Raw genomic sequence first — 23,524 nt, 5'->3', positions numbered from 1 at the left:
GTTGTCACCCTGAACTTCCAAGCTAAACTTCTAAATTTATGATCGCACCTCAAAAACGCTGATAATTACCTCATCTCGGTTGACTTGTAAAACACTTTCACCCTTAGCATCTCTATCTAGCATCGGCACAGAGTCCACAGGTATTCTGACCACTCGCTCCTTGTTAGTAACTATTACCACCTCTTTCCCAGAGATAGCACGTACCATTCCCGCCAAATGATCAGTTTTGTTATGAAACTTGAGGATTTGTAAACCTAAATCACCACGATTAGCTGCTTTTAAATTGCTGGCGGGTATTCGCTTGGCGTATCCTTCTTGAGTAACCAGCAATAACTGATCATCTTTACCAACATTCGCACAGCCGACCATTTGCTGATTTTTTACCAAGCGAAAAGCTTGTAAACCCATTGCCGCACGTCCCATAAGAGGTAACTGTTCATCATTAACGGCAAATCGCAACAAGCGGCCGCCAGAACTGGCTAAAATCAGATGTTGACCTGTGGTGGTAAACTCAGTAAAAGACAATTCATCATCATCTTTGAGTTTTAAAATCGTAATTCCGCGCCGACTAAGATTAGCAAATTCCTCCAAAGCCAGACGCTTAATGCGCCCTTGTTTTGTCAGCAGTACAATTTGATTAATTTCAGGATCTTCTGGCAGCACAAAGCGGCTAACAATACCTTCTACATTGGCTTGAGCCGTACTGGTAAGCATGGTAATTAAAGGTGTTCCCCGTGGAGAACGTCCAGTTGTGGCGGGAATATCTCCCACCTTCACAGGGTAAACTTTGCCCCCAGTATTAAGAATGAGCAAATCTTGATTGGTATCAGTTACCTCTGTTTGAATAATGAAGTCATTTTCATGCAAACTGTTTTCAGTTTTTGGCTTCTTCCCATTAGGAGAAAGACGACGTACATAACCGCGCTGGGTAAATTCTAAAATAGCTGCTTCTGGGGGCTGTTCCGATTTTAGATTTTGGATTTTGGATTTTGGATCGTCTGTTTCTAATTTTCCATGTTCTTGTTTAACTGGGATATCGCTGATGGCGGAAATTTTAGTGCGTCTTTTATCGACATATTTGCGTTTTAGAGTTCGCAAATCCTTTTTTAAAGACTTCAGTAATTCCCGTCGGTCTTCCAGTAATCTCCGCAATGAGGTAATTTGCTCGTTGAGGTCATTAAATTCCTGCTGTAAGTTTTGTTGTTCTAAACTGGTGAGACGGCGTAATGGCATGGCTAAAATGGCATCCGCTTGTACTTCACTTAAATCTAACTGACTACAAAGAGTCATTTTGGCTGTACTACCATCGGCAGCGTGCCGTAAAATAGCGATTACTTCATCTAAGTTAGATAAAGCTGTTAATAAACCAGTGACGATATTTAAACGATTTTCAGCTTTACCTAACTCATAACTGTAGCGACGATTAAGAGTATGTTCTCGGAAATTGAGAAACTCCTGTAACATTTGCCGCAAGCTTAACTGACGGGGTTGTCCATCCACCAAAGCTAAAAGAATCGCCCCAAAAGTAGTTTGTAGGGCTGTTTGGTGATACAGATGCTGAAGAACATCCTGGGGGTTGGTATCGCGTTTGAGTTCAATAACTACTCGCATTCCCTCACGATCGCTCTCATCTCGCAAATCAGAAATGCCGTGTAAACGACCTTGATTGACCAAATCAGCGACTTTTTCAATCCAGCCGGCTTTATTCACTTGATACGGTAATTCTGTAACTATAATTGCCGTCCGGCGCTTACTTCCCCTAGTTGGCATAACTTCTTCTAGGGTAGCTACACCCCGGAGAACGATCCCACCTTTACCTGTAGTGTATGCTTCTCGAATGCCTGAGTTACCAACAATTTCCCCACCTGTAGGAAAATCGGGACCAGGAATTAACTCAAATAACTTCTCATCTTTTAAATCTGGATTATCAATTAAAGCTATTAAACCATCGACTATTTCCCCTAAATTATGGGGTGGAATATTTGTAGCCATCCCCACAGCAATACCAGCACAGCCATTAAGCAAGAGAAATGGTAACTGAGCAGGTAATACTGTGGGTTCTTGTTGGGAATTATCGAAATTTCCGATAAATTCTACAGTTTCTTCGCCAATTTCCGCCAGCATTCCCTCGTGACTTACTGGTGCAAGGCGCGTCTCTGTATAACGCATCGCCGCTGGTGGGTCATTATCCACACTGCCAAAGTTACCATGTCCGGCTAATAAGGGGTAACGGCTAGAAAAATCCTGTACTAACCTGACTAGGGCATCGTAAACAGCTTGATCTCCGTGGGGATGGTACTTACCTAATACGTCACCAACTACGCGAGCGCATTTGCGATAAGGTCTATCTGGTGTTAAACCGAGTTCGTGCATGGCGTACAAAATCCGCCGATGCACAGGCTTTAAGCCATCACGCACGTCCGGTAATGCCCGCCCGACTATCACACTCATGGCATATTCTAGATAAGACCGTTGCATCTCGGTGTGCAGGGGTGTTGGAATTACCTGTCCCGTGGAGAGAAGGTTTAACTGTTGTGCCATGAGTTTTTTCCCTGAATTCTAACTATACAAAAATCGCTGTAACTTACCACTGTAACAACCACAGCATCACCAATGAAATAGCATTCCTCACACAATCTTGATTCTCAGAGGATAAAAAACCGTAGTATTATCCTTGATGTTGGGGATACACATTGATTATTAAACGGGTGGCAAATATTATTTGCTACATAAGTCTTATACCAAATTGGTAGCGGTTATACTGTTTCAAATTATGGAAACAACTTAACCATCAACACTTCCCCATCGAAAATCCCAAAGCAGAAATCCAATATTGCTTGTCATCCTCCCATATCCACCCTAATTTAAATTCTCATGAAAACAGTTTTAATTGTCGAAGATGATTTGATTAATGCTCGTGTTTTTTCCAAGATTTTGACCAAACGTGGTGGCTTGGGGGTAAAACACACGGAAGATGTGGAAGAAGTAATGAAAATTGCCCATGCTGGTGAAACTGATTTGATTTTAATGGATGTTTCTCTGTCACGTAGTATTTATCAAGGTAAGTCTGTTGATGGTATCCAAATTACACAAATTTTAAAATCTGACCCGCAAACAGCAAAGTTACCTGTAATTTTAGTGACTGCACACGCTATGGAAGGCGATCGCGAGAACTTTCTTGAACAAAGTGGTGCTGATGGCTACATCTCAAAACCAGTTGTTGACCATGAGCAATTTGTTGAGCAAATCATGGCACTTCTACCCAAAGAGGAGTCTTGAGTATTGATCACTGATATTAACAGGGTTCATCCATAACTTTCACCCATAAATATGGGGAAATATTTTGTATTTTGGGCTAATTCTCTATTTTGGACTACTTCTCTGTCTCTTTAGAATATATGTACTATAAATGAGGCAATTTAGGCAAGTATTCTTGATCCTCTCTCCGCTAACCCCAGGGGTGTAGCGGGAGATTTTTGGGACTTTTTGGGGAAAAGGTCTCTACCGTGGAGTTGCTGGATCGGGTATGATTACATCTTCCTGTGGATATAGGGCTGATTGCATTTGGGGTAAATCCAAGAATTTTTTAGCATCTAGTAACAGGCGTGTACCCCAAAGGTTTTGTTTAAGAAAATCTAATTCTGCATAGCGTAGGTCTAGGCGGAGTGCTTCTTGCCCTATTGCTAAACCTTGTTGGCTATCGCCTTGAGTATACAGTGCTACTGCTAGTGCTAATAAAGGTTCTGCTGCTTTTTTGTCAATAGCAATTGCCTCTTGCCATTTCTTTATTGCGCCTTCAACATCCCCTTGTTCGTATTTAATTAAGCCAATGTTGTTAACTGCTGGCCAGAATTTTTTATCTTGGGATACAGATTCATTAAGTTTGGCGATCGCTTCTGGTAAACGACCTAACATATAATAAGCATTTCCCAGATCAAATAAGCCTTCTGGATCATTGGGTTTTAACTTCAACCCAGCTTGATAATAGTTGGCTGAAGCTTGATAATTTTCTTTCTGAAAATTAGCTGAACCTATAGCAAAAAGAACATCCGCATTTTTGGGATTGAGAGTTTGTGCTTTTTTCAAAGCGGCGATCGCTGCATCAAACTCTTTTGTCTGCAAATGTAATCCACCTAACAGGAACCATACTTTATCATTTTTAGGAGCCAATTGAGTCGCCAGCCTGGCTCTGGGTAAAGCCATATCAATTTGCTGAAATTGAGCTAATTGAGCAGCTTCTTGAGCCAAGCTCAAACCCTGCTTCTCTAACTTAGCTGTATCAATCTCTACTGTATGAGGTATTAGTGCCTGTGCGTGAACTGCTTGGGGCAGATTCCATAAACCACAGACAATTAGAAAAGAAATAAAATTAAGGTGTTTTGGCACACTACCGCCTCTTAGCCACAAATCAATTCATCTTTACCGTTAGCTTAGACGATTTCCACCGTAGACGACAGGTAAATTTTACAGAAGATTGGTGATTGGTGATTGGTGATTGGTGAAGAAAATTTTAGATTTTAGATTGGAGATAATCCAAACAATCCAAAATCCAAAATCCAAAATCCAAAATTTAATCGCCCAATGCCCTGTTGACATATATTTTGAAATCAGGTATTTTAATAAGTAATTACATACTTATTTATGGGACGGATAGCAAAAATCACCAATCAGCAAATTTTAGATGCAGCCCGTGAAATCTTTCTGGAGCAAGGTTTTGGGGCTTCTACTTTAGAAATTGCTCAAAAGGCAGGGATTTCAGAAGCGTCTATTTTCAAACGTTTCTCTACCAAAGAAGAACTTTTTTTGGCATCAATGGGGATACCTGAGAAATCACCTTGGGGAAAAAAACTTGATGCTGTGGTAGGAAAAGGAAATCTGAAACAAAATCTGAGCGATTTGAGTCTAGAGATTTTAGAATTCAATCGTCAAGTGATGCCACGATTGATGATGTTGCGATCGCGTGGTAATTTATTGCCAGAAATGTTCAATCGAGCAGATTCTAGACCTAGCCGAGATTTGAAAACATTTACCAAATTTTTAGAGAAGGAAATAGAAAATGGCAGAATCCGCCCCTGTGATCCCCAAACTATTGCTATGATATTGTTAGGTTCACTGATGAACTTTGTGTTTTTAGAGCAGATGCACCCCAAAGGAGATGTACCCGCAGATGAGCAAAAGTTTGTCCAGAACTTAGTTGAGATTATTTGGCAAGGAATTTCACCCATTGAAAATTAATCACTTCACGCCCAAGATATTTTCCCAAGATATTTTTTTGGGCAATTAATAAGTGATTACTTGCATTTTATTTGTCAAGTCAGTTGACTGACGAAGAGTTCATAGGTTTTATTTGCTGGTTTTATTCGCAGGTTAGGTCAAGTCACCCGATCAGGTGATGGCTGACTATAAAATTAATAGGTAAGATAAATCCAAATCAATCAATAAAACCAATCATATCAATAAATTTATCTGGATTTATTGAAGTTGATAATTTATATGAATCACATTTAAATTATTGATTGGAAAATCAGGAAAAAAGCATTAAAATTTAAATAGCTTTGATGAAATTTTAGTTGAGAATTTTCAGTTAAAAATTTCTGTTTTAAGAAAAAATAACTTAGCAAATAACATGAGCAGTAAAACATTGAATATTTAATTTATAATTTATATTTATCCTTTGATGAATCCAAAATCCAAAATCCAAAATCTAAACTCTAAAATATCATGACTACTCACATAGAAATTCCGCTGATAGGCAAAAAAATAAAATACCCATTGCGCTGGTTAACGGGAATAATGGCATCTGGTATTTTAATAATTGGTGCAACCACAGCGATCAAAATAGCGAACCCAGAAAACCGAAAACAAGACATTAGTAAACTCACAGTTCCAGTGACAGAAAAAAGCGTCACCGTGAGAATTACAGCGAGTGGGAAGGTGCAACCAGTACAAAGCGTGAATATTAGCCCGAAAAGTCCGGGATTATTGACAGAATTAAACGTTGAACAGGGGGAAAAAGTCGAAAAAGGACAGATTATAGCCCGCATGGATAATTCTGAAATCAAAATGCGGATACTTCAGTATCAAGCTAACTTAGAACAGGCCAAGGCACAATTAGCAGAAAGCGAAGCAGGGAGTCGTCCTGAAGAAATTGCCCAAGCAAAAGCGAGGTTAGCACAGGCACAAGCTCAGTTAGCTGTAATTCGTGCTGGTAATCGTAATCAGGAAATTGATCAAGCTAGGGCTGCGGTAGATGCAGCTAAAGCGCAAGTTGAATTAACTCAATCCAGAGTTAAGCGTTACCAAGCTTTAGCTAAAGAAGGTGCTGTTTCTCAGGATACTTTAGACCAGTACATTACTGAAGATAGAAAAGCAAAAGCCAGTTTAGAAGAAGCACAAAGACGATTATCTTTGCAAAAAGCTGGAAACCGTGATGAAGATATCAAAAGACAAGAAGCAGTAGTTACCCAAGAACGGGAAGCATTGCGAAAGTTAGAAAATGGTAGTCGTCCTGAAGAAATTACTCGTTTGAGAGCAGTTGTAGCTGCTGCCAATGCTCAATTAAGACAGCAACAAGTACAATTAGAAGATACAATTATCCGCGCTCCTTTTACGGGAATTGTGACTCAAAGATATGCCACATTAGGAGGTTATGTTAGTCCTGCTATTTCTGCTTCTAGTAATGCTTCTGCTACTTCCACTTCAATTATTGCTTTAGCTAGAGGTTTAGAAATTTTGGCGAATGTTCCTGAAACTGATATTGGGAGAATTAAACAAGGACAAGAAGTAGAAATTGCTGCTGATGCTTATCCAGATCAAGTGTTTAAAGGGCGTGTGCGTTTAATTGCTCCTGAAGCAGTTGTAGAACAAGGTGTAACATCGTTTCAGGTGCGGATAAATATTGATAGTGGTGTGGATAAATTGCGTTCTGGTTTAAATGTGGATGTGACATTTTTGGGCGATCGCATTAATGACGCTTTAACTATTCCCACCGTTGCTATTCTCACGGAAAATGGCAAAACAGGGGTATTAGTACCAGATGAAAATAATAAACCCCAGTTTCGAGAAATTACGATTGGTACACAAATTAAAAACGAAACTCAGGTTTTAGAAGGAGTAAAAACGGGAGACTTGATATTTGTTAATCCTCCTAAAGATTACAAGATTAAAAAATAAAGGTGACAGTTAAGAGTTTTTACCAATTACCAATTACCAATTACCAATACAAAATCTAAAATCCAAAATCAAATTTCCTATGAATTTTTTAGAAAGTGTCCAAATGGCAGGTAAAACCCTGTTATCAAATAAATTAAGAACTGTTTTAACAATGCTGGGGATTATTATTGGTAATAGCTCAGTAATTGCAATGATTGGTATTGGTGAAGGTGGACAAAAATTTGTTGACAATCAATTAAATTCCTTGGGTCCTAATGTTTTATTTGTGATTCCTGGTAATGAAGAAGTTCAGCGAGTTTCTAGAGATGTTGTCAGAACCTTAGTTTTAGAAGATGCGAATGCAATTGATACTCAAGTTCCCAGTATAGCAGAAACTACAGCAGAATTAAATAGCAGACAGGTTGTTACTTATAAAAACAGAAATACCAATGTGAATATTATTGGTACAACTCCTAGTTTTTTAAAAGTTCGTGATTTTGAAGTAGCGACGGGTAGATTTTTCACCGACATAGATATGAAGCGCAGTAACCAAGTTGTGGTTTTAGGTGCGAAATTAAAAGAAAAACTTTTTGGTGATTCTAACCCTATTAGTCAACAAATTAGAATCAAAAACGCCAGCTTTCAAGTAATTGGAGTGTTAACAGATAAAGGATCAAATTTGGGCGTAGATTATGATGAATCAGCATTAGTTCCTATTATTACAGCCGCAAATCGTTTAGTGGGTAAAACATCACCTTATGGTTTAGAAGTAACTTATATTGTTGCTTCTGCGAAAGATGCTGATAGTGTAGATGCAGCAGAATTTCAAATTACTAATTTACTGCGACAAAGACATAAATTAGTGGGGGAAAATGACTTTACTATTCGTACCCAAAAAGATGCTTTAGAAACAGTTGGTCAAATTTCCGGTGCTTTGACAATTATGTTAACAGGAATTGCGGCTATTTCTTTATTTGTTGGTGGTATTGGAATTATGAATATTATGTTGGTTTCTGTGACTGAACGTACCCAAGAAATTGGTTTAAGAAAAGCGATAGGTGCTACCCAACAAGATATTTTACTTCAGTTTATGATTGAGGCAGTTATTGTTTCTGTAATTGGTGGTTTAGTGGGTACTGCTGTGGGAGTTGGGGGTATAATGTTAGTGGCTGCTATTAGTCCTTTAGAAGCAAGTATTTCTCTGGTTTCTATTAGTATGGCGGTGGGTATTTCTGGGGGAATTGGTTTATTTTTTGGTGTTGTGCCGGCGCGTCGTGCTGCACAACTTGATCCTATTGTGGCGTTGAGGAGTGCGTAAGTAATTTAAAATGTCAGAATCAGGATGTCCAGGATTTAAGGATTTACAGGATGTGATATTAAATGGCTATGATTTAGGAGCAAATTTCCATCCTAATATCTATATAATTTATCTTCACAACAAATGGAGATATTATATATTATAATAAAATTGTACAAGTTTGAGAAAAATCATGTTAAGCAGAGAAACTACTTATTCTCAAGCAAAGTTGAATTTAGCAAATATCTTAGATCAGGTATGTGATCAACGGGAAATAATGGTGATTAAACGTCAGAATAATAAAAATGTGGCGTTAATTGCTGAAGATGAACTTTCTAGTTTATTGGAGTGTGTTTATTTGCTAAGATCACCTGAAAATGCTAAACGTTTATTTCGTGCTTTGGAATGGTCGGAAACAGAAACAGAAACTCCCCAAACTTTAGCAGAATTAAAACAGGAGTTAGGAATTGAATCCTAAGAGAAAAAAACCAGATGCTCAGGAAGAAAAACAACCATCTGGTTACATTCCTATTTTCAGTCCTGATTTTAAAGCTGATTTAGCTTGGTGGTATAGTCACGATCCCAAAAAAGGCAATAAAATTTTAGATTTGGTAGCGGATATTCTTGATGGTCAACCGTTTACAGGTTTAGGTAAACCAGAACCTTTAAAATATATTGCTGCTGATACTTGGTCAAGAAGAATTGATTTAGAACATCGTTTAGTTTATCGAGTTACAGATAATAAAGTTTATTTTTCAAATAAGGGGCAACCACAGGGGGATTGCCCCTACGTGGGTAATCATAAATTGTTCATTTGTAGGGGTAGCGCCCCCGTGCCTACCCCGATATTTTCATGGCAACCACACATTAACGGGACAACCACACATTAACGGGGCAACCACATATTAACGGGGCAACCACAGGGGAATTGCCCCTACAAATTACACACATACTACACGAAAACCGCAGTAATGGTTGTCGTAGCCCGCGAGATAGTAGTTGCGATAGCCAGAAGCGCAATTATTACTAAAGTTGAACCAGCTACCCCCACGAATTAACTTGTTGCTTTGAGATGTATTAATATACGGTTTACCATCTTTAGGTAAATCAGCAACATAAGTTGTCCAGGAATCAGCGCACCATTCCCACACATTGCCGTGCATATCCACTAAACCCCAAGGGTTAGTATGGGTATGCTCTTTTTCTATCACAGAATGGGTTTTACTATTGGAATTATCCTCATTCCAGGCATGATTTTTTAACTGACTGTCACTATTACCAAACCAGAATTTTGTGGTTGTACCAGCACGGCAAGCATATTCCCATTGGGTTTCACTAGGGAGGGCAATTTTGACGTTAATTCCCCGTTTATTGAGGTATTCAGTCAGCTTTTGACAAAATTCCGTTGCCTGATGCCAATTAACGCGCTCAACGGGGTGGTTTTCCTTACCAATACCTGAGAAATTGGAAGGGTTTGTACCCATAACTGCTTGATATTGTGCCTGAGTAACGGGATATTTACCCATGCGAAACTCGGAAAGATTTACGGTGTATCCACCTTCCATTTTTAATACTCCAGCAGGAATCCAAACTAATTGTAAGGTTTGATTATTGGGTAAAGGTAAAAAAATTTCCCCACTGCGGCGACTAAATTCGGCTTTTTCTAATTCTGTTTCAATGGTTTTTCCTTGTTGTTGCCATTGTTGAAAGAGGTTTTGATAAATTTCGCTAATGGTATCTTGCCAACGCAGTTTTCTAACTACAGTTTCAAAACGAGCATCATCAAAATCATTGTTCCAAAAACCGATGTTGATATTAAAAAATGACTCTTCTACTTGCGTTTCTAAAACCAGCACCGGAATAGAAAGTAATTCACTAAATATTTGATTAATTGCTGACTCGGCACGACGATTTTTGTTACCCATTATCCCGCCATAAATTTTACAGGACGCTGGTTAAGAGTGTATTGTTTAAATAGTTCCCTTAAAGCACCAGAAAGGGTAGATTCCATCATGGGAAATTGACTCTGATCGGTGCTATTTGGTAGAGGATAGTAACGCAAAACCGGAGGCGAAAAGAAGACTGTCAGGGGCATTTCTGAGCGGTTGTGAATTGTTTCTAAAATGTCATCAGCAACAGCAAAAACAGGACTATAAAATATTCATGAGTAACAACATTTCGCATATCACCCATCAGTCGCCAAGGAATTTCTGAATAACGTTCTTGTATATGTTGGGGAATATGTCTAGAGGCTTCACCTATGATCATATAATCATAAAGTACAGCTTTTACTACCAGCTTATTTTCAGAAAATTTCTCAAATGTCAATCCTTGAGTATATTCTCTAATATTATAAGCTGCTGTGAGAATATCCTGAATCCGAAGTTGCCAATTTCTAGAAGACATAAACAACATCCTTTAAAATTGGTTGACGTAAATGTTCACGTAAAGCATCTTTTGTTCCCAGATCAATTTTACATTTGAGTAAGTCTTGAATATAGAGTTTAGCTTCAATAAACTGAAATAAACTCATAGATTCAGATAGTTCTGCTAATAAATCTACATCACTATTAGCATGAGCTTCATTTCTAGCAACAGAACCAAATAACTCCAAAGATATTACTCCTAAATTTTTTAATTCTTGTTGATGTGTTCTGAGAATTTGTAAAACTTCTTCACGGTTCATACTTGACTATTTCTCCTTATTTGTCGGTAATAGTTTTCGTAGTTAGGCTTTAATGATTTTCCAGTATTTAATCCAGCCTAACATAATTTTTACAGTTTCCATAAATCACAATCTAACATAGAATCTATGTCAGAAGAATATGGCCATATATCGGGAAATATGATTTGTGGATAATCTTTTTTAACTCCCTTAATGGCAAGTCTCCAAGCTGTTTTAAAAGATTCATCCCAGATATTTTTCAAACTTGGAGAATCTTCAAATTCTAATTCTAATTTTCGTCTTTGTTCATTAATTGTTATTTCCCAACCCCGATAATTATCTGGTGAATTGACATACAATCTTTTCAGTAAATGTTCTATTAAAACCAAAAGTTTGCTTTTGAGTTCTTTCTTTTCTGATCTTCCCAAACTCTCAATTTCCTCAATTAAATTTTCTAAATCTAGGTGTTCAAAATCTTTGGACTTTAATTTATTAACTATATCTGTTGTCCAAAGTAAGAAATCACGTTCATAAAGAGAAGTTTGCATAATCTTCCTTGGTTGTTTTTTGGTTACAATTCTACATATTCAATCATATTGTAAACAATCGTCATTATTCATAAAATATCTTTCCCCTATTATGTTCTCAAAGTGCTGCACTGATAGAGTAATAACCTGATTTGTATATCCCGGAATTTTTCAAGAAGTCTGTGATCTGGCTTTTTCAACATGATCTAATTAATTGTCATTTGAATGTAATTACATTATAATATGATAATTACAGAAAACCACTTTTGTAAACTAACCATCAGAAAATTAACAGAAAATTAAATTTCTATGTCTAATACTCTCACTATTCATGATTCTCTATCTCCCAATTATTTACCCAAACCAGAAATTATCCGTTTAGAAAATATCTTTAAAGTCTACGGAATGGGGGAAACAGAAGTACACGCACTTAATGATATCAACTTATCTATTCATGAAGGTGAATATTGCGCTATCATGGGTCCTTCGGGTTCGGGAAAATCAACCGCGATGAATATTATCGGTTGTTTAGATCGTCCTAGTTCTGGTAATTATTATTTAGATAATGTCAATGTTGCCCAAATGAATGATCAGGACTTAGCACATATTAGAAATAAAAAGCTGGGTTTTGTATTTCAACAATTTCATTTATTACCCCAACTTACAGCTTTAGAAAATGTGATGTTACCAATGGTTTATGCTGGGGTAAAACCCAGTGAAAGAAAAGAACGTGCTGCGGAAGCATTAATCAAAGTTGGTTTAGAAAAACGTTTAAATAATAAACCCACCCAATTATCAGGAGGACAACAACAAAGAGTAGCGATCGCTCGTGCAATTGTCAACCGTCCTGTGGTACTCTTAGCAGATGAACCTACCGGTGCTTTAGACTCTCGCACAACTCAAGAAGTTTTAGATATTTTTGGTGAATTAAATAGTACAGGAATTACTGTTGTGATGGTGACTCATGAAACGGAAGTTGCTAGTCAAACTAAACGCATTGTTTGGTTTCGTGATGGTCAAGTAGTACACTCTCACTTAACAACAGAAGAATTACATCACCTGGTAGCTTCTTAGAGGATGTTTGAAAAGTCTCTCATGATGTATCAAATATTTTCTATTTTCAGATCCCCCTAAATACCCCTTGAAAATGGGGACTCTAAGGAATTTAGTCCCTTTTTAAGAGGAGTTGGGGGAATCTAAAAATCAACTATATACTAGAAGTTAACCCCAAACGAAAAGTAAAACCAGGACTATAGATACGATTCACCTTTTCATATTGTTCACCGAACAAATTTTCCAGATAAAAAGTCAATCCTAAATTTTGACTCACAGGAATACGACCACTCAAATCTAAATTTACAAAAGAAGGTGAAAAATCTGTATTTTTCTCACCAGCAGCAGTATTAGTAAACAAAGCGCGACGAGTACCACTATTATAAGTCAGATACAAATTAGCTTGCCATCCATTCTTTTGATAACCAATACCAGCTTGCAGCAAAGAATAAGGAATCAAACCTAATTGTAAACCTTTTTCTGTTCCCGTTTTAATTTCGGCATCTGTATAAGTGTAGTTGATAAAAGTAGACCAATCACGAGCTAATTTTAATTGCAAAGCGGCTTCTAAACCATTAGTATCTACCAAACCCACATTTTCCCATCTACCAGCAATAATTCCCAAGCGATTATCCAAACTACTACCAAAATAAGTAAACTGCGCCAGTAAATTACTAGATAAATTAAAATCCACTCCCGCAGTCCAAGTAGAACCAGTTTCCGGTTTTAAATTTGGGTTTGGTTTCCAATTATGAACAGTATCAAAAACATATAATTGATCTAAACCGGGATTACGTTGCGCCCCCGCCCAACTCCCACGCACAGCAACTACAGAATTAATTCCATAACGGAAACCAACACTGGGATTGAAATAACTGTCAAACTGACTATCAAAACTTTGTCTTAAACCCAAATCAATCAAAAAATCATCACTAATTTTCCAAGTATTCACAGCGAATAAAGCTGTATTTAAAACACTTCTATCTTCCTTTTCATTTTCAGCAGCAAGAGCAGGGTTTGTACTCAAAACATCGCCCATTAAATCATTATTTTTTAAATCTAAACCCCAACGTAATTGATTATTTGCGCTCAGTTTCCACTCATGATCTACCCTAGCAGTAATTTGTTTAGTATCTAAAATTCCCGTGCGGTAAAAAATTCCTCCTGGTCCCGTTGGTCCGTATGTACTAAAGTAATTTTGATTATAACCGATAGTAGTTGTCAGATTTGAATCGTTATCCTTACCCAGTCGAGTTTTCCAAGATAAACCAACATTTAAACTATCATGGTCTAATCTATCTCTTTGCAAAGGAAAACCAAAATAAATTAATCCTCGACGACTGCTAAGAGCAGTAACATCTAAATTCACAGAATTTTTAGCATCTAAATCTAAACCAATACTACCAAAATAGGTACTGGTGGCAGTATCAGCATTAAATAAATAACCGTCAGCAGGATTACGATTTGCTGCACCCACAGGAACACGATAACGGTTATCTATAAAAAATCTTTCAAAGCTAAAATTGTATTTGACTTTATTCGTTGAACCAGCGTAAGTTATCTGTTGATTATTTAAATTTAAAGATCCAAATTCTGCACTACCAGTTAATTTGGGTTTACTAAAACCTTCTTTGGTGATAATATTCACAATCCCACCAAAAGCCGAAGAACCATATAAAGATGAAGCCGCACCACTATATAATTCTACTCTTTCAATCGCCTCCACAGGAATACTATTTAAGTCAGTTCCACCATGATAGGTGCTAATATCATTATTAAATGGTCTGCCATTAATTAAGAATACAGATTGATTAATAGAAGCGCCACGATAATATGTTCCTGTGTGAATATCCGCACCATGTCCCACATTATTAATAGCAAAACCAGGCATTCTTTTTAAAACATCTGCAACGCTGGTAGCACCTTGTTTTACGATTTCTTCTTTTTCAATTACATGAGTTGGTGTAGATTCGGGTAAAGCGTCTTTTTCTCCTATTGCTTCAATAGAAATATCAGCTTCATCTGCATCATTGGTAGGATTTAAATCTTCTTCTATTTCTGTTTCTTCTTTAACTTCAGTTTTCGCAGGTTGTTGAGTTAATAGATTCGCATTTGTGGCAGGTAGTTGAATTTCATTTAAACTAGGAATATCTGAATTTACTACCTGATCTTTAGTTTTATTATTATTAGCGACAGCAGGAAAAGCTACCAGTAAAGTCAGTAAAAAAACTGGCAGAAAAGCAAAATTGTTATTCATCTTTCTTAACTCACACCCGGTAAAAACAAATGTAAGTATTTTCTCTATTTATATAAAAACTGTCAAAAGACAAGCTGTCATATTTCAGATCACCTAATTATTTTCTGGATCACTATTAGACTCAGGAGAGGTAGAATCAGTCCGTGTTACTTCTGGGTTTTTACTTTCATTAACCTGATTTTCTGTATCAGATTTAACTGATTCTAGTGAAGATGTAGATTCTTGAGAATTGGTGATTTTTGGTTTTGGTTGAGAAACTTCTTGCGGTTTTTCTCTTTTTCTGTCTTTAATTTGACGGTGACGCTGTGATCCTTTGATCGCAAAATTAATTGATGCTCTCACTCCTTGTCTACCACCATCCAAAGGTGTTAATTTCCACTCTTGTACAGCTTCTTGAGCAACTTCATCTAGTTCGCTATCACCACTAGAACGAATTAACCGCACAAAGGTAACATTACCATTAGCATCCGTATCAATAGCGACTTCAGCACGCCCTTCTATACCCCGCCTTCTGGCTTTATCGGGATATTTGATATCACATCTAATACAATCTGCACGATTTAATTTTGTCCCATTGACAGGACGTGGTTTTGGTGCGATCGCAATATTTCTCTCACCATTTCCAATACCATTTCCAGTACCTTTACCTGCACCATTTCCAATGCCATTTCCAGTGCCATTTCCAGTACCTTTACCTGCACTATTTCCAATACCATCTCCAGTACCGCTACCCTCACCATTTCCAGTCCCGTTTTCTGTACCTTTACTTAAACCAGACCGCAAACGATTACCTAAATTACTTAAACTATTTTGACTAGATGAAGTAGTAGAAGTATTGTTGGAACTAACACTAACACTGCTAGGAGTGATTAACTTTGGTGCTGGAACATTTGAAAGTTTGGTATCTGGTATGACAGTTTGTTCAGGTTGTTCAACTGTGGGTTGAGTGGTTGTTTCAGTTTCTACTTTTTCAGTTATTTTTTCACTTATTTTAGCAATAGGTGTAGTGGTTAAACTTGGTTGTGTTGTCGTCGGTTCAGGAATAGTTTTAGCAATAGGTGTAGTTGTTAAACTTGGTTGTGTTGTCGTCGGTTCAGGAATAGTTAGTGTTTGGCGTTGTTTGACAACAAAATTTTGAGTAGTTTTCAGTTGGGTTTGTTTAACTACAGGTTGAATAGCAGCATTACTCACGCTCAAGGTAGTTTTTTCTGGAAGAGAACTTTTAAAATTGTTATTACCACCACTACCACCACTACCACCACTAGCAGAATTTATCTTTGGTTGAGAGTTTTTTATCTCTTGTGGTTTGGCTATTATTTCCGGAACAGTTTCCACAATTGTGATTTCAATTGGTTCTTCTTGAGTTTGAGAAACTCTTTGTATAAATTTGCCAATCCCTAAAGCTAAAACCCCAATATGAAATACTAAAGAAGCGATGAGACTACAAAATAAAAAAGATTTAAGTGCTTTAGCTTCTTTTTCTCGCTGCTCTACAATTACAATCGAAAAACCCATATTTTAATTATTGTTTATGTTTTTATAATTTATTAGTTGTTTCTACTTATCTAATAATTGGATTAATTAGCGAGACAAAAAGCCCCGCCAATAATTATTTCAATTCAGAAAGTAAATTGTATTACTTCCAATTTTTATCTGCTTGTTCCAACACATAAGCAGCTACATTTTCAATGTTTTCGGTTTTTATGCGCTTACCAAAGGCTGGCATCGCACCCTTGCCGTTTGTAATTTGAGTAATAATAGCTTCAGCAGAGTACATACCGTACTTTTCCAAAGCTTCTTTTTTCAAGCTTTTAGCAGCATTAACTAAATTTTTACCCCCCGCATGACATTGAGCGCAATTAGCTGTAAATACTGCTTTTCCAGCAGCCGCATTTGCCGCTAAAGCGGGACTACTGAAGGCAAAAGTGAAGATTGTTATGCCTAACAGTAATACGGAAATTATCTTTTTCATCTCGTGTTCTCTCTACAACAATCGTTGAGTTGGTGCAATATGCTTCATAATTTTCTTTGGATTCTGTTGTATCAGTCAAACGACAAGCTGTAAAACTTGGAGGTCATTTTGGCAAAATTTACCTGACGTTCTTTTTATATCACGGGTTTGCAGTAAATGTAAATTTATGTAAAGGTCAGTGTTTCCTAGCCTCTACAGATCACTTTTTCAGCAACCGCTAAATAGTAATTCTGATTCATAATTTTTGAATTATCAAGCATTATTCCCAACTGCCAAAACAGTTGGGAATCTCTTGTCTTACCCTTTCAGGTATAACTATTATTAACTCACTGACAAATCTATTTACCAGCCAGCTTCCGCTTTTTCCATGACGTAAGCAGCTACATTGGCAATATCATCAGCTGACAAATTATTTTTGAAAGCTGGCATAGCATTTTTACCGTTTGTAACTTGAGCAATAATAGCAGATTCAGAGTAAATATTGTACTCTTCTAAGTCTGCCTTACTCAAACTTTTAGCAGCATTAACTAAATTTTTACCACCTGCATGACAAGAAGCACAATTAGCTGTAAATATTTTTTCTCCAGCACCAGTGTCAGCAGCGAAAGCAGGATTAATGAAGGCAAAGGTGAAGATAGTGATGCCTAATAGTAATACAGAAATAATCTTTTTCATTTTGTGTTCTCTCTACAACAATTGCTGATTAGGAGGTACTTGCTCCATAATTCTCTTTTTATTGTCTTGTATAAATCAAAAGAATAACTGTAAAAATTGAACTAAATTATTGAGCAGGATAGATGTAAGACTTATGATTGCAATGGTTGGGAATATATATTAATTTATATTAAACCCAAATTTAATTAGCCAAAAAATCATTTTTTAACTAAAAATTAAAAATTCATATCTAAAAAATGCTAACATTAATGCTAATAATTAGGTTTTTACTGACGGAAATCGACTGATCCAGGCTGAATGCTTAGGTGAAAAGATGGGGAGCATCCCAAATGTGTAAGTTGATTTTTTGTGCGAGGTAAAGACGTGAAATGAACGAACCACGTACACCGGAGGTGTTCCCTAAGGGTATAGGACACGAAGGACACGAAGGGAAGAAGGAAGAAGAGAGTTTTTGGTGTTGCTGCGGTTATTTTTTCTTGTATTGGGATGCTCCCAAAAGATGTTTATTGATTTGCTAATTTAGTGATTGCAGTTTCACTTACGCGACAAATGCGCCAATCTTCTAAAATATCCGCGCCCATACTGCGGTAAAATTCCTGGGCGGAAATATTCCAATCTAAAACACTCCATTCTAAGCGTCCACAATTTCTGTCAACAGCTATTTTTGCTAATTTAGTCAGGAGTGCTTTACCAATACCTTGACGACGATATTCTGGTAAAACAAAAATATCTTCTAAATAAATTCCTGGCTTGGTGAGAAAGGTAGAATAATTGTGAAAAAATAAAGCAAAACCCACAGCTTTACCTGTGACTTCTGCTAAAATTGCCTCTATATATTTTCGTTCACCAAATAAATGTTCTTGTAATGTTTGAGCATTACCAGTAACAGCAGCAGATAATTTTTCATATTCTGCCAAGCCCTGAATTAATTCAAACAATACAGCACTATCACCAGGTTCAGCAAACCGGATAATTAAATCACTATCAAAAGTCATTAGTTTTTAGCTTATAGTTCAACGTCTATAAATAGTTTATAGCTAAGTGTGTAATTTTTCTTAACTAATGACTAATGACTAATGACTCCTGACTCCTGCCCTAAATTAACCAACCTTTTAAACGTTTAGCGATATGAGGACGGCGTAATTTTCGCATCGCTTTACTTTGAATTTGCCGCACTCGTTCACGGGAAAGGTTAAACATATTACCCACTTCTTCCAAAGTACAGGGTTCGCTGGTTGTCAGTCCATAGCGTAAAGAAATTACATCTTTTTCCCTGGGAGTAAGTACATCACCTAAAACTTCCCATATCTCCTGACGCATCATATTTTCATTCATTTTTGCTTCTGGAGACTGGTTATCTTCGTCTTCTAGCAAGTCCATTAGTTCCGTATCTTCTTCTTTACCAACACGGTGGTTAAGGGATAATGCTTGCCTGCGTAGTTGTTGCAGTTGACGCAATTGTTGAACGCTTATTTCCAACGACTCGGCCATTTCCGCTTCCGTCGGGTTGCGAGCGAGTTTTTGTTTAAGTTCTCTTTGGGCTTTTTTAAGTTTGTTGAGTTTTTCAACAATGTGAATTGGTAGGCGGATAGTGCGGGCATCATTAGCTATAGCCCGTGTAATCGCCTGTCGAATCCACCAATAAGCATAAGTCGAAAACTTATAGCCCTTATCGGGATCAAACTTCTCTGTAGCGCGATTTAAACCCATAGCCCCTTCCTGAATTAGATCTAGAAAAGGCACTCCTCGGTTAAGATATCGTTTAGCAATAGATACTACCAATCTCAAGTTAGAGCGAATCATTTTCCGCTTCGCTACCCTACCTTGATACAACCGACTTTCCAGTTGTTTTTCCGTCATATCAAACTTAGCAGCTACCTCGCTTTTGCTGGGGTTGTGTCCCAGTTCTGCTTCTAAAGCCGCTTGTAATTCTTTTACTTCTTCTAAAAATCTTACCCGATGCGCCAACTCTACTTCTTCATCAGGTTTAAGGAGAGGATAACGCGCCATTTCCTTAAAAAAAGCGCCCACAGCATCGTCATGTTCGGTTTTATTATATCCCGAAGGACGTGCCGCTGCCATTTCATCCCCATCTCGTTCATCTGACTCCAAATTTTCCACAATTGAAGAGTCTTCAAATACTACTGCATCTAAACTATCAAGTGATGGTTCTTCATGATCAGCAGCGTTATCCAGTATTTCCATTGTTCCCAATTCAGCAAGATTCATAGTTTCCTTTTGGGATAGTTGCTTGGTTTGGTACATAAATTTAGTGACAGCTGCTCGTTTGAGAATAGTTAGTTTTTACCGACATATACACCCATTTACCCAGCCAAATACAATCTTCTTGAAAATTCTTGATTCGGAAGGAAAATATGTATCTGTCTGCCATATTTTGGTTACATCTAGATACAATTTATATGGTCTTTGCACCCAAAATACCATCTTTCCCCACTACCAGCAGACATATTTATAATTTTTTTCTTCATCACCAAATATGTCAAACCCCCCTCAAACATTCTCCAGCTTAACAAATATAAAAATTCCATCTAAAGACCCTATACGTTAAATTTTCATGTATTTTCATGAAGTTTTGTTGGATTTACAGTTAGAAAGTTAAAGCTTCCCAAATGATCCAAATTACAAAAATCTTAGCTTAAAATCCGGACAATCTTGATTGCATAAAAGCATCTCATATACAAAAACTATTGAATATCTATCAATAGGTGGAAAATCTCTACTGCTTATTTAGTAGATAAAAAAACAATCATTAATAGTAAGCATTTAGCTATCAGTAATCAGTAATTAGTAATCAGCTTACACCTATAATCTAGATAGCTCTTGTAGTAAGCATTCAGCTATCAGTAATCAGTAATCAGCTTATAACAGAAAAAACAAAGATTTAGCAGCATTAATTGAGGAAATTTATACTCTGTGCATTTGTTATTGTTCTTTGTATTTTAGCGTTGAAAGCTGAAAACTGACGGCTGAATACTTGCCATTAATATCTAAGATACTGCCATTTGTGTAGTTAGCATCAAATATTTATTGCACATACTGTAGAAATTAATTTGTCTATTAGATTACACCTAATTAAAATTATCAAGTCTCCCAAGTAATAAAAGTATTGCCAAATACAGTTTACTTGTAGTAAACTTAAAAAGTTACAGTTAAGTAATCCCGGCTAATTTTATCCATTTGGGTGAGCAAATATCTATTTAAAAAGCCAAAAATTATGTATATTCAGGATTTAAGTTTATCTTCTCTCGTAGTTGCTGAACCAGTATCATCATACCAGTCCAAAACAAATCTTTATCCTTGGATTGAAGTATTGGTAGATTTGTCAAAACCTTTAGCGCCGAAGACAAATAAGACACCAGAAGAGAATGTAGCAAATGATGAAACAGTAGAAAAAGACTTATTAAATGATGTAATACCAGAACAGGAATTATCAGTTGATGAAATAGCTAACAAAGACCTATTGATTTATAAGATACCAGAACATTTAGATATTAAACCAGGGGACATTTTAACAGTTCCCATTGGAGCGCAACAGGTAGGAGGAATAGCGATTCGTTTATTATCCCAACCACCAGCAAATTTAGGACTAGAGAAAATTCGGGAAGTACAAGATGTAGTCAGCAAAGAATTTTTCTCTAGCACTTATTGGGAATTACTGAATCGTATTGGCGCTTATTACTACACACCATTAATTCAAGTTATTCGGGTAGCATTACCACCAGGATTATTAGGGCGATCGCAAAGTCGTTTACGACTAAAACCAGAAAATATTCCCAATGGTGCAGCCGAATTTTTACGTTCTCAAGCTGCCAAAGAAATACTGAAAATACTCGAATCGCAACCAGATGGAGATTACAGTTTTCAATACCTCAAACGTCAAGTCAAAGGTTTTTATTGGGCAAAAAAACAATTAATAGATAGAAACTGGGCAGAAAGCTATTTCAAATTCACCCAATCTAAACCACAGATGAAACTAGCAGTAACGCTAGTTGATCATGGAAGATACATGAATCTCACTAAACGGCAACAAGAAATATTGAAAATACTGGGAGATCATGGTGGTGAGTTGTGGTTAACTGAGTGTTTAGAAATTTGTCAAACAACACACTCAACTTTAAGAGGATTAGAACAAAAAGGTTGCATTGTCATTGAAGACAGGGAAAAACTACGCAGAGAACAAGGACCCAAAATAGCCGGGGATCAAGCCAAATTATTAACACCAGCCCAAACTAATGCTTTAGAAACCATCAAATCATTAAATGGATTTGCACAAATTTTATTACATGGGGTAACAGGTTCAGGAAAAACCGAAGTTTACCTACAGGCGATCGCCCCCCTCCTCAACCAAGGAAAATCAGCCCTAGTATTAGTCCCAGAAATTGGCCTCACACCCCAACTCACAGACAGATTTCGCGCCCGTTTTGGTAACAAAGTCCAAGTTTATCACAGCGCCCTTTCCGACGGTGAACGTTACGACACCTGGCGACAAATGTTTACTGGAGAACCGCAAGTAGTCATCGGTACACGCAGCGCCATTTTTTCCCCATTACCCAACTTAGGATTAATTATCCTCGACGAAGAACACGACAGCAGCTTTAAACAAGACTCACCCATCCCCACCTACCACGCCCGCACAGTAGCCCAATGGCGTGCAGAACTAGAAAACTGCCCCCTAATTTTAGGTTCTGCTACCCCCTCCCTTGAAAGTTGGGTAAGTATCAAAGAAAGCAGAAAACAAGGAGAGATCAATAACCCAATCACCAATCACCAATACCTCTCCCTTCCTGAACGCATCAACTCCAAACCCCTACCACCAATAGAAATAGTGGATATGCGTCAAGAGTTGAAAGAAGGAAATAGATCAATATTTAGTAGATCCCTACAACAAGCTTTAGAAGAATTAAAAGAAAGAAAACAACAAGGAATATTATTTATTCATCGTCGGGGACATAGCACCTTTGTTTCCTGTCGTAGTTGTGGTTATGTGCTGGAATGTCCAAACTGTGATGTATCCTTGGCTTATCATCATGTAGAAGAAGGCGCACCCCAGTTATTAAAATGTCATTATTGTAACTATGGTCAACCACACCCTAAACACTGTCCTCAATGTAGTTCACCCTACCTCAAATTCTTTGGTAGTGGTACTCAAAGAGTAACCCAGGAACTACAACGCCAATTTCCCCACATTAAACCAATTCGTTTTGATAGCGACACCACCCGCAAAAAAGGCGCACATCGCACCCTGATCAGCCAATTTGCCAACGGTGAAGCAGACTTATTAGTAGGGACACAAATGCTCACCAAAGGTTTAGACTTACCCCAAGTTACCCTAGTAGGAGTAGTTGCGGCTGATGGGTTACTGCATTTATCAGATTATCGCGCCAGTGAAAGAGCATTTCAAACCTTAACCCAAGTTGCAGGAAGGGCGGGAAGAGGAGAAGATCCAGGTAGAGTAATTATTCAAACCTACACCCCAGAACATCCAGTCATTGAAGCGGTGAAAACCCATGATTATCAATCTTTTTGTGATGCAGAATTAGAACAAAGAGAAGCACTTAATTATCCCCCCTATGGCAGATTAATATTATTGCGTTTAAGTAGTTCTGATCCCATAAAAGTGGAAAACACAGCCCAACTAATAGCGACAAATTTTAGTGAACAAGAAGGATTAGAGATATTAGGACCAGCACCGTCTAGTATATTACGAGTAGCTAATCGTTATCGCTGGCAAATATTATTGAAATTTGCCCCTGATGCACTGCCTAATTTACCAGATTGGGAAGAAATCAGAAAGATTAGTAATTCTGCCTCAGTGAGCTTAACAATTGATGTAGACCCCATCAATATAATGTAAATAATCTGCGATATAAAACCTAGACAAAGCTAGACTTTACTTTCTACTTCA

The 23,524-nt window shown here is 37.4% G+C and carries 20 protein-coding genes and 1 pseudogene; 8 read left to right on the top strand and 13 right to left on the bottom strand.

Annotated elements, in window-relative coordinates:
* Nucleotides 1–36: 36 nt before the first annotated feature.
* Nucleotides 37–2,541, bottom strand: coding sequence for a DNA gyrase subunit A (gene gyrA / locus IQ237_RS05975; protein ID WP_194053280.1), 2,505 nt, complete (start codon nt 2,539–2,541; stop codon nt 37–39).
* 333 nt (nt 2,542–2,874) lie between these two features.
* On the opposite strand from gyrA, the gene IQ237_RS05970 reads away from it, so the two are divergent.
* Nucleotides 2,875–3,279, top strand: coding sequence for a response regulator (locus IQ237_RS05970; protein WP_194053278.1), 405 nt, complete (start codon nt 2,875–2,877; stop codon nt 3,277–3,279).
* A 222-nt stretch (nt 3,280–3,501) separates the two neighbouring features.
* On the opposite strand, the gene IQ237_RS05965 is transcribed toward IQ237_RS05970, so the two are convergent.
* Entirely contained in the window at nt 3,502–4,386 is an 885-nt protein-coding gene (locus tag IQ237_RS05965; RefSeq protein WP_194053277.1) for a tetratricopeptide repeat protein, read from the bottom strand.
* Between the two features lie 255 nt (nt 4,387–4,641).
* On the opposite strand from IQ237_RS05965, the gene IQ237_RS05960 reads away from it, so the two are divergent.
* The 5 genes and pseudogenes from IQ237_RS05960 to IQ237_RS05940 all read left to right on the top strand — a co-directional run.
* Nucleotides 4,642–5,235 carry a TetR/AcrR family transcriptional regulator gene (locus IQ237_RS05960; RefSeq protein ID WP_194053276.1) on the top strand — a complete coding sequence of 198 codons (594 nt, stop codon included), beginning with the start codon at nt 4,642–4,644 and terminating at the stop codon, nt 5,233–5,235.
* A gap of 486 nt (nt 5,236–5,721) precedes the next feature.
* Nucleotides 5,722–7,173: an efflux RND transporter periplasmic adaptor subunit gene (locus IQ237_RS05955; protein WP_194053275.1), complete on the top strand. Its 1,452-nt coding sequence runs from the start codon at nt 5,722–5,724 to the stop codon at nt 7,171–7,173.
* Nucleotides 7,174–7,252: 79 nt separating this feature from the next.
* Nucleotides 7,253–8,470 (top strand): ABC transporter permease, encoded by a 1,218-nt coding sequence (locus IQ237_RS05950; protein ID WP_194053274.1) that lies wholly within the window; start codon nt 7,253–7,255, stop codon nt 8,468–8,470.
* Between the two features lie 172 nt (nt 8,471–8,642).
* A complete protein-coding gene (locus tag IQ237_RS05945) occupies nt 8,643–8,927 on the top strand; it encodes a type II toxin-antitoxin system Phd/YefM family antitoxin (RefSeq protein ID WP_194053273.1) in 285 nt (94 codons plus the stop codon).
* A pseudogene (locus IQ237_RS05940) lies at nt 8,917–9,204 on the top strand (Txe/YoeB family addiction module toxin); the annotation flags it as partial. The gene IQ237_RS05945 and the pseudogene IQ237_RS05940, both read left to right, overlap by 11 nt.
* A 186-nt stretch (nt 9,205–9,390) precedes the next feature.
* Here the strand turns inward: IQ237_RS05940 and IQ237_RS05935 are convergent.
* From IQ237_RS05935 to IQ237_RS05920, 5 genes are all read right to left on the bottom strand, one after another.
* Nucleotides 9,391–10,374 carry a formylglycine-generating enzyme family protein gene (locus tag IQ237_RS05935; protein WP_228019736.1) on the bottom strand — a complete coding sequence of 328 codons (984 nt, stop codon included), beginning with the start codon at nt 10,372–10,374 and terminating at the stop codon, nt 9,391–9,393.
* Nucleotides 10,374–10,544 (bottom strand): hypothetical protein, encoded by a 171-nt coding sequence (locus tag IQ237_RS26140; RefSeq protein WP_228019733.1) that lies wholly within the window; start codon nt 10,542–10,544, stop codon nt 10,374–10,376. Before IQ237_RS26140 ends, IQ237_RS05935 begins: the two co-directional genes overlap by 1 nt.
* A 23-nt stretch (nt 10,545–10,567) precedes the next feature.
* Nucleotides 10,568–10,855, bottom strand: coding sequence for a DUF86 domain-containing protein (locus IQ237_RS05930; RefSeq protein ID WP_194053271.1), 288 nt, complete (start codon nt 10,853–10,855; stop codon nt 10,568–10,570).
* The gene (locus IQ237_RS05925) at nt 10,845–11,135 is read right to left on the bottom strand and encodes a nucleotidyltransferase family protein (protein WP_194053269.1); all 291 of its coding nucleotides are present in this window, start codon (nt 11,133–11,135) and stop codon (nt 10,845–10,847) included. Before IQ237_RS05925 ends, IQ237_RS05930 begins: the two co-directional genes overlap by 11 nt.
* 89 nt (nt 11,136–11,224) lie before the next feature.
* Entirely contained in the window at nt 11,225–11,662 is a 438-nt protein-coding gene (locus IQ237_RS05920) for a DUF29 domain-containing protein (RefSeq protein WP_194053267.1), read from the bottom strand.
* A gap of 288 nt (nt 11,663–11,950) precedes the next feature.
* Between IQ237_RS05920 and IQ237_RS05915 the strand changes: the two genes are divergently transcribed.
* Nucleotides 11,951–12,715 (top strand): ABC transporter ATP-binding protein, encoded by a 765-nt coding sequence (locus IQ237_RS05915; RefSeq protein WP_228019730.1) that lies wholly within the window; start codon nt 11,951–11,953, stop codon nt 12,713–12,715.
* A gap of 133 nt (nt 12,716–12,848) precedes the next feature.
* Here the strand turns inward: IQ237_RS05915 and IQ237_RS05910 are convergent, their stop codons facing one another.
* From IQ237_RS05910 to IQ237_RS05880, 6 genes are all read right to left on the bottom strand, one after another.
* Nucleotides 12,849–14,951, bottom strand: coding sequence for a TonB-dependent siderophore receptor (locus tag IQ237_RS05910; protein WP_194053265.1), 2,103 nt, complete (start codon nt 14,949–14,951; stop codon nt 12,849–12,851).
* 93 nt (nt 14,952–15,044) lie between these two features.
* Entirely contained in the window at nt 15,045–16,466 is a 1,422-nt protein-coding gene (locus tag IQ237_RS05905; RefSeq protein ID WP_194053263.1) for an energy transducer TonB, read from the bottom strand.
* A 121-nt stretch (nt 16,467–16,587) separates the two neighbouring features.
* Entirely contained in the window at nt 16,588–16,923 is a 336-nt protein-coding gene (gene petJ, locus IQ237_RS05900; RefSeq protein WP_194053261.1) for a cytochrome c6 PetJ, read from the bottom strand.
* Nucleotides 16,924–17,265: 342 nt separating this feature from the next.
* Nucleotides 17,266–17,598: a cytochrome c6 PetJ gene (petJ, locus tag IQ237_RS05895; RefSeq protein ID WP_096569028.1), complete on the bottom strand. Its 333-nt coding sequence runs from the start codon at nt 17,596–17,598 to the stop codon at nt 17,266–17,268.
* Nucleotides 17,599–18,101: 503 nt separating this feature from the next.
* On the bottom strand, nt 18,102–18,593 hold the full coding sequence (locus tag IQ237_RS05885) for a GNAT family N-acetyltransferase (protein WP_194053257.1): 492 nt from the start codon (nt 18,591–18,593) through the stop codon (nt 18,102–18,104).
* A 100-nt stretch (nt 18,594–18,693) separates the two neighbouring features.
* Nucleotides 18,694–19,863 (bottom strand): RpoD/SigA family RNA polymerase sigma factor, encoded by a 1,170-nt coding sequence (locus IQ237_RS05880; protein WP_194053255.1) that lies wholly within the window; start codon nt 19,861–19,863, stop codon nt 18,694–18,696.
* Nucleotides 19,864–20,833: 970 nt separating this feature from the next.
* On the opposite strand from IQ237_RS05880, the gene priA reads away from it, so the two are divergent.
* Nucleotides 20,834–23,473: a primosomal protein N' gene (gene priA / locus IQ237_RS05875; RefSeq protein WP_194053253.1), complete on the top strand. Its 2,640-nt coding sequence runs from the start codon at nt 20,834–20,836 to the stop codon at nt 23,471–23,473.
* The last annotated feature ends 51 nt before the right edge of the window (nt 23,474–23,524 follow it).

Origin of the sequence: Sphaerospermopsis sp. LEGE 08334, from assembly GCF_015207205.1 — a bacterium.
In the GTDB taxonomy this organism is placed as follows: domain Bacteria; phylum Cyanobacteriota; class Cyanobacteriia; order Cyanobacteriales; family Nostocaceae; genus Sphaerospermopsis.
The sequence above is the reverse complement of the archived record's forward strand: the minus strand, read 5'-3'. Positions and strand labels throughout refer to the sequence as shown.

Bases quoted from the DNA above. Each gene is read 5' to 3' on its own strand.
- gyrA (WP_194053280.1), bottom strand. From the start codon at position 2,541: ATGGCACAACAGTTAAACCTTCTCTCCACGGGACAGGTAATTCCAACA.
- IQ237_RS05970 (WP_194053278.1), top strand. From the start codon at position 2,875: ATGAAAACAGTTTTAATTGTCGAAGATGATTTGATTAATGCTCGTGTT.
- IQ237_RS05960 (WP_194053276.1), top strand. From the start codon at position 4,642: ATGGGACGGATAGCAAAAATCACCAATCAGCAAATTTTAGATGCAGCC.
- IQ237_RS05955 (WP_194053275.1), top strand. From the start codon at position 5,722: ATGACTACTCACATAGAAATTCCGCTGATAGGCAAAAAAATAAAATAC.
- IQ237_RS05950 (WP_194053274.1), top strand. From the start codon at position 7,253: ATGAATTTTTTAGAAAGTGTCCAAATGGCAGGTAAAACCCTGTTATCA.
- IQ237_RS05945 (WP_194053273.1), top strand. From the start codon at position 8,643: ATGTTAAGCAGAGAAACTACTTATTCTCAAGCAAAGTTGAATTTAGCA.
- IQ237_RS05935 (WP_228019736.1), bottom strand. From the start codon at position 10,374: ATGGGTAACAAAAATCGTCGTGCCGAGTCAGCAATTAATCAAATATTT.
- IQ237_RS26140 (WP_228019733.1), bottom strand. From the start codon at position 10,544: ATGCCCCTGACAGTCTTCTTTTCGCCTCCGGTTTTGCGTTACTATCCT.
- IQ237_RS05930 (WP_194053271.1), bottom strand. From the start codon at position 10,855: ATGTCTTCTAGAAATTGGCAACTTCGGATTCAGGATATTCTCACAGCA.
- IQ237_RS05925 (WP_194053269.1), bottom strand. From the start codon at position 11,135: ATGAACCGTGAAGAAGTTTTACAAATTCTCAGAACACATCAACAAGAA.
- IQ237_RS05920 (WP_194053267.1), bottom strand. From the start codon at position 11,662: ATGCAAACTTCTCTTTATGAACGTGATTTCTTACTTTGGACAACAGAT.
- IQ237_RS05915 (WP_228019730.1), top strand. From the start codon at position 11,951: ATGTCTAATACTCTCACTATTCATGATTCTCTATCTCCCAATTATTTA.
- IQ237_RS05910 (WP_194053265.1), bottom strand. From the start codon at position 14,951: ATGAATAACAATTTTGCTTTTCTGCCAGTTTTTTTACTGACTTTACTG.
- IQ237_RS05905 (WP_194053263.1), bottom strand. From the start codon at position 16,466: ATGGGTTTTTCGATTGTAATTGTAGAGCAGCGAGAAAAAGAAGCTAAA.
- petJ (WP_194053261.1), bottom strand. From the start codon at position 16,923: ATGAAAAAGATAATTTCCGTATTACTGTTAGGCATAACAATCTTCACT.
- petJ (WP_096569028.1), bottom strand. From the start codon at position 17,598: ATGAAAAAGATTATTTCTGTATTACTATTAGGCATCACTATCTTCACC.
- IQ237_RS05885 (WP_194053257.1), bottom strand. From the start codon at position 18,593: ATGACTTTTGATAGTGATTTAATTATCCGGTTTGCTGAACCTGGTGAT.
- IQ237_RS05880 (WP_194053255.1), bottom strand. From the start codon at position 19,863: ATGTACCAAACCAAGCAACTATCCCAAAAGGAAACTATGAATCTTGCT.
- priA (WP_194053253.1), top strand. From the start codon at position 20,834: ATGTATATTCAGGATTTAAGTTTATCTTCTCTCGTAGTTGCTGAACCA.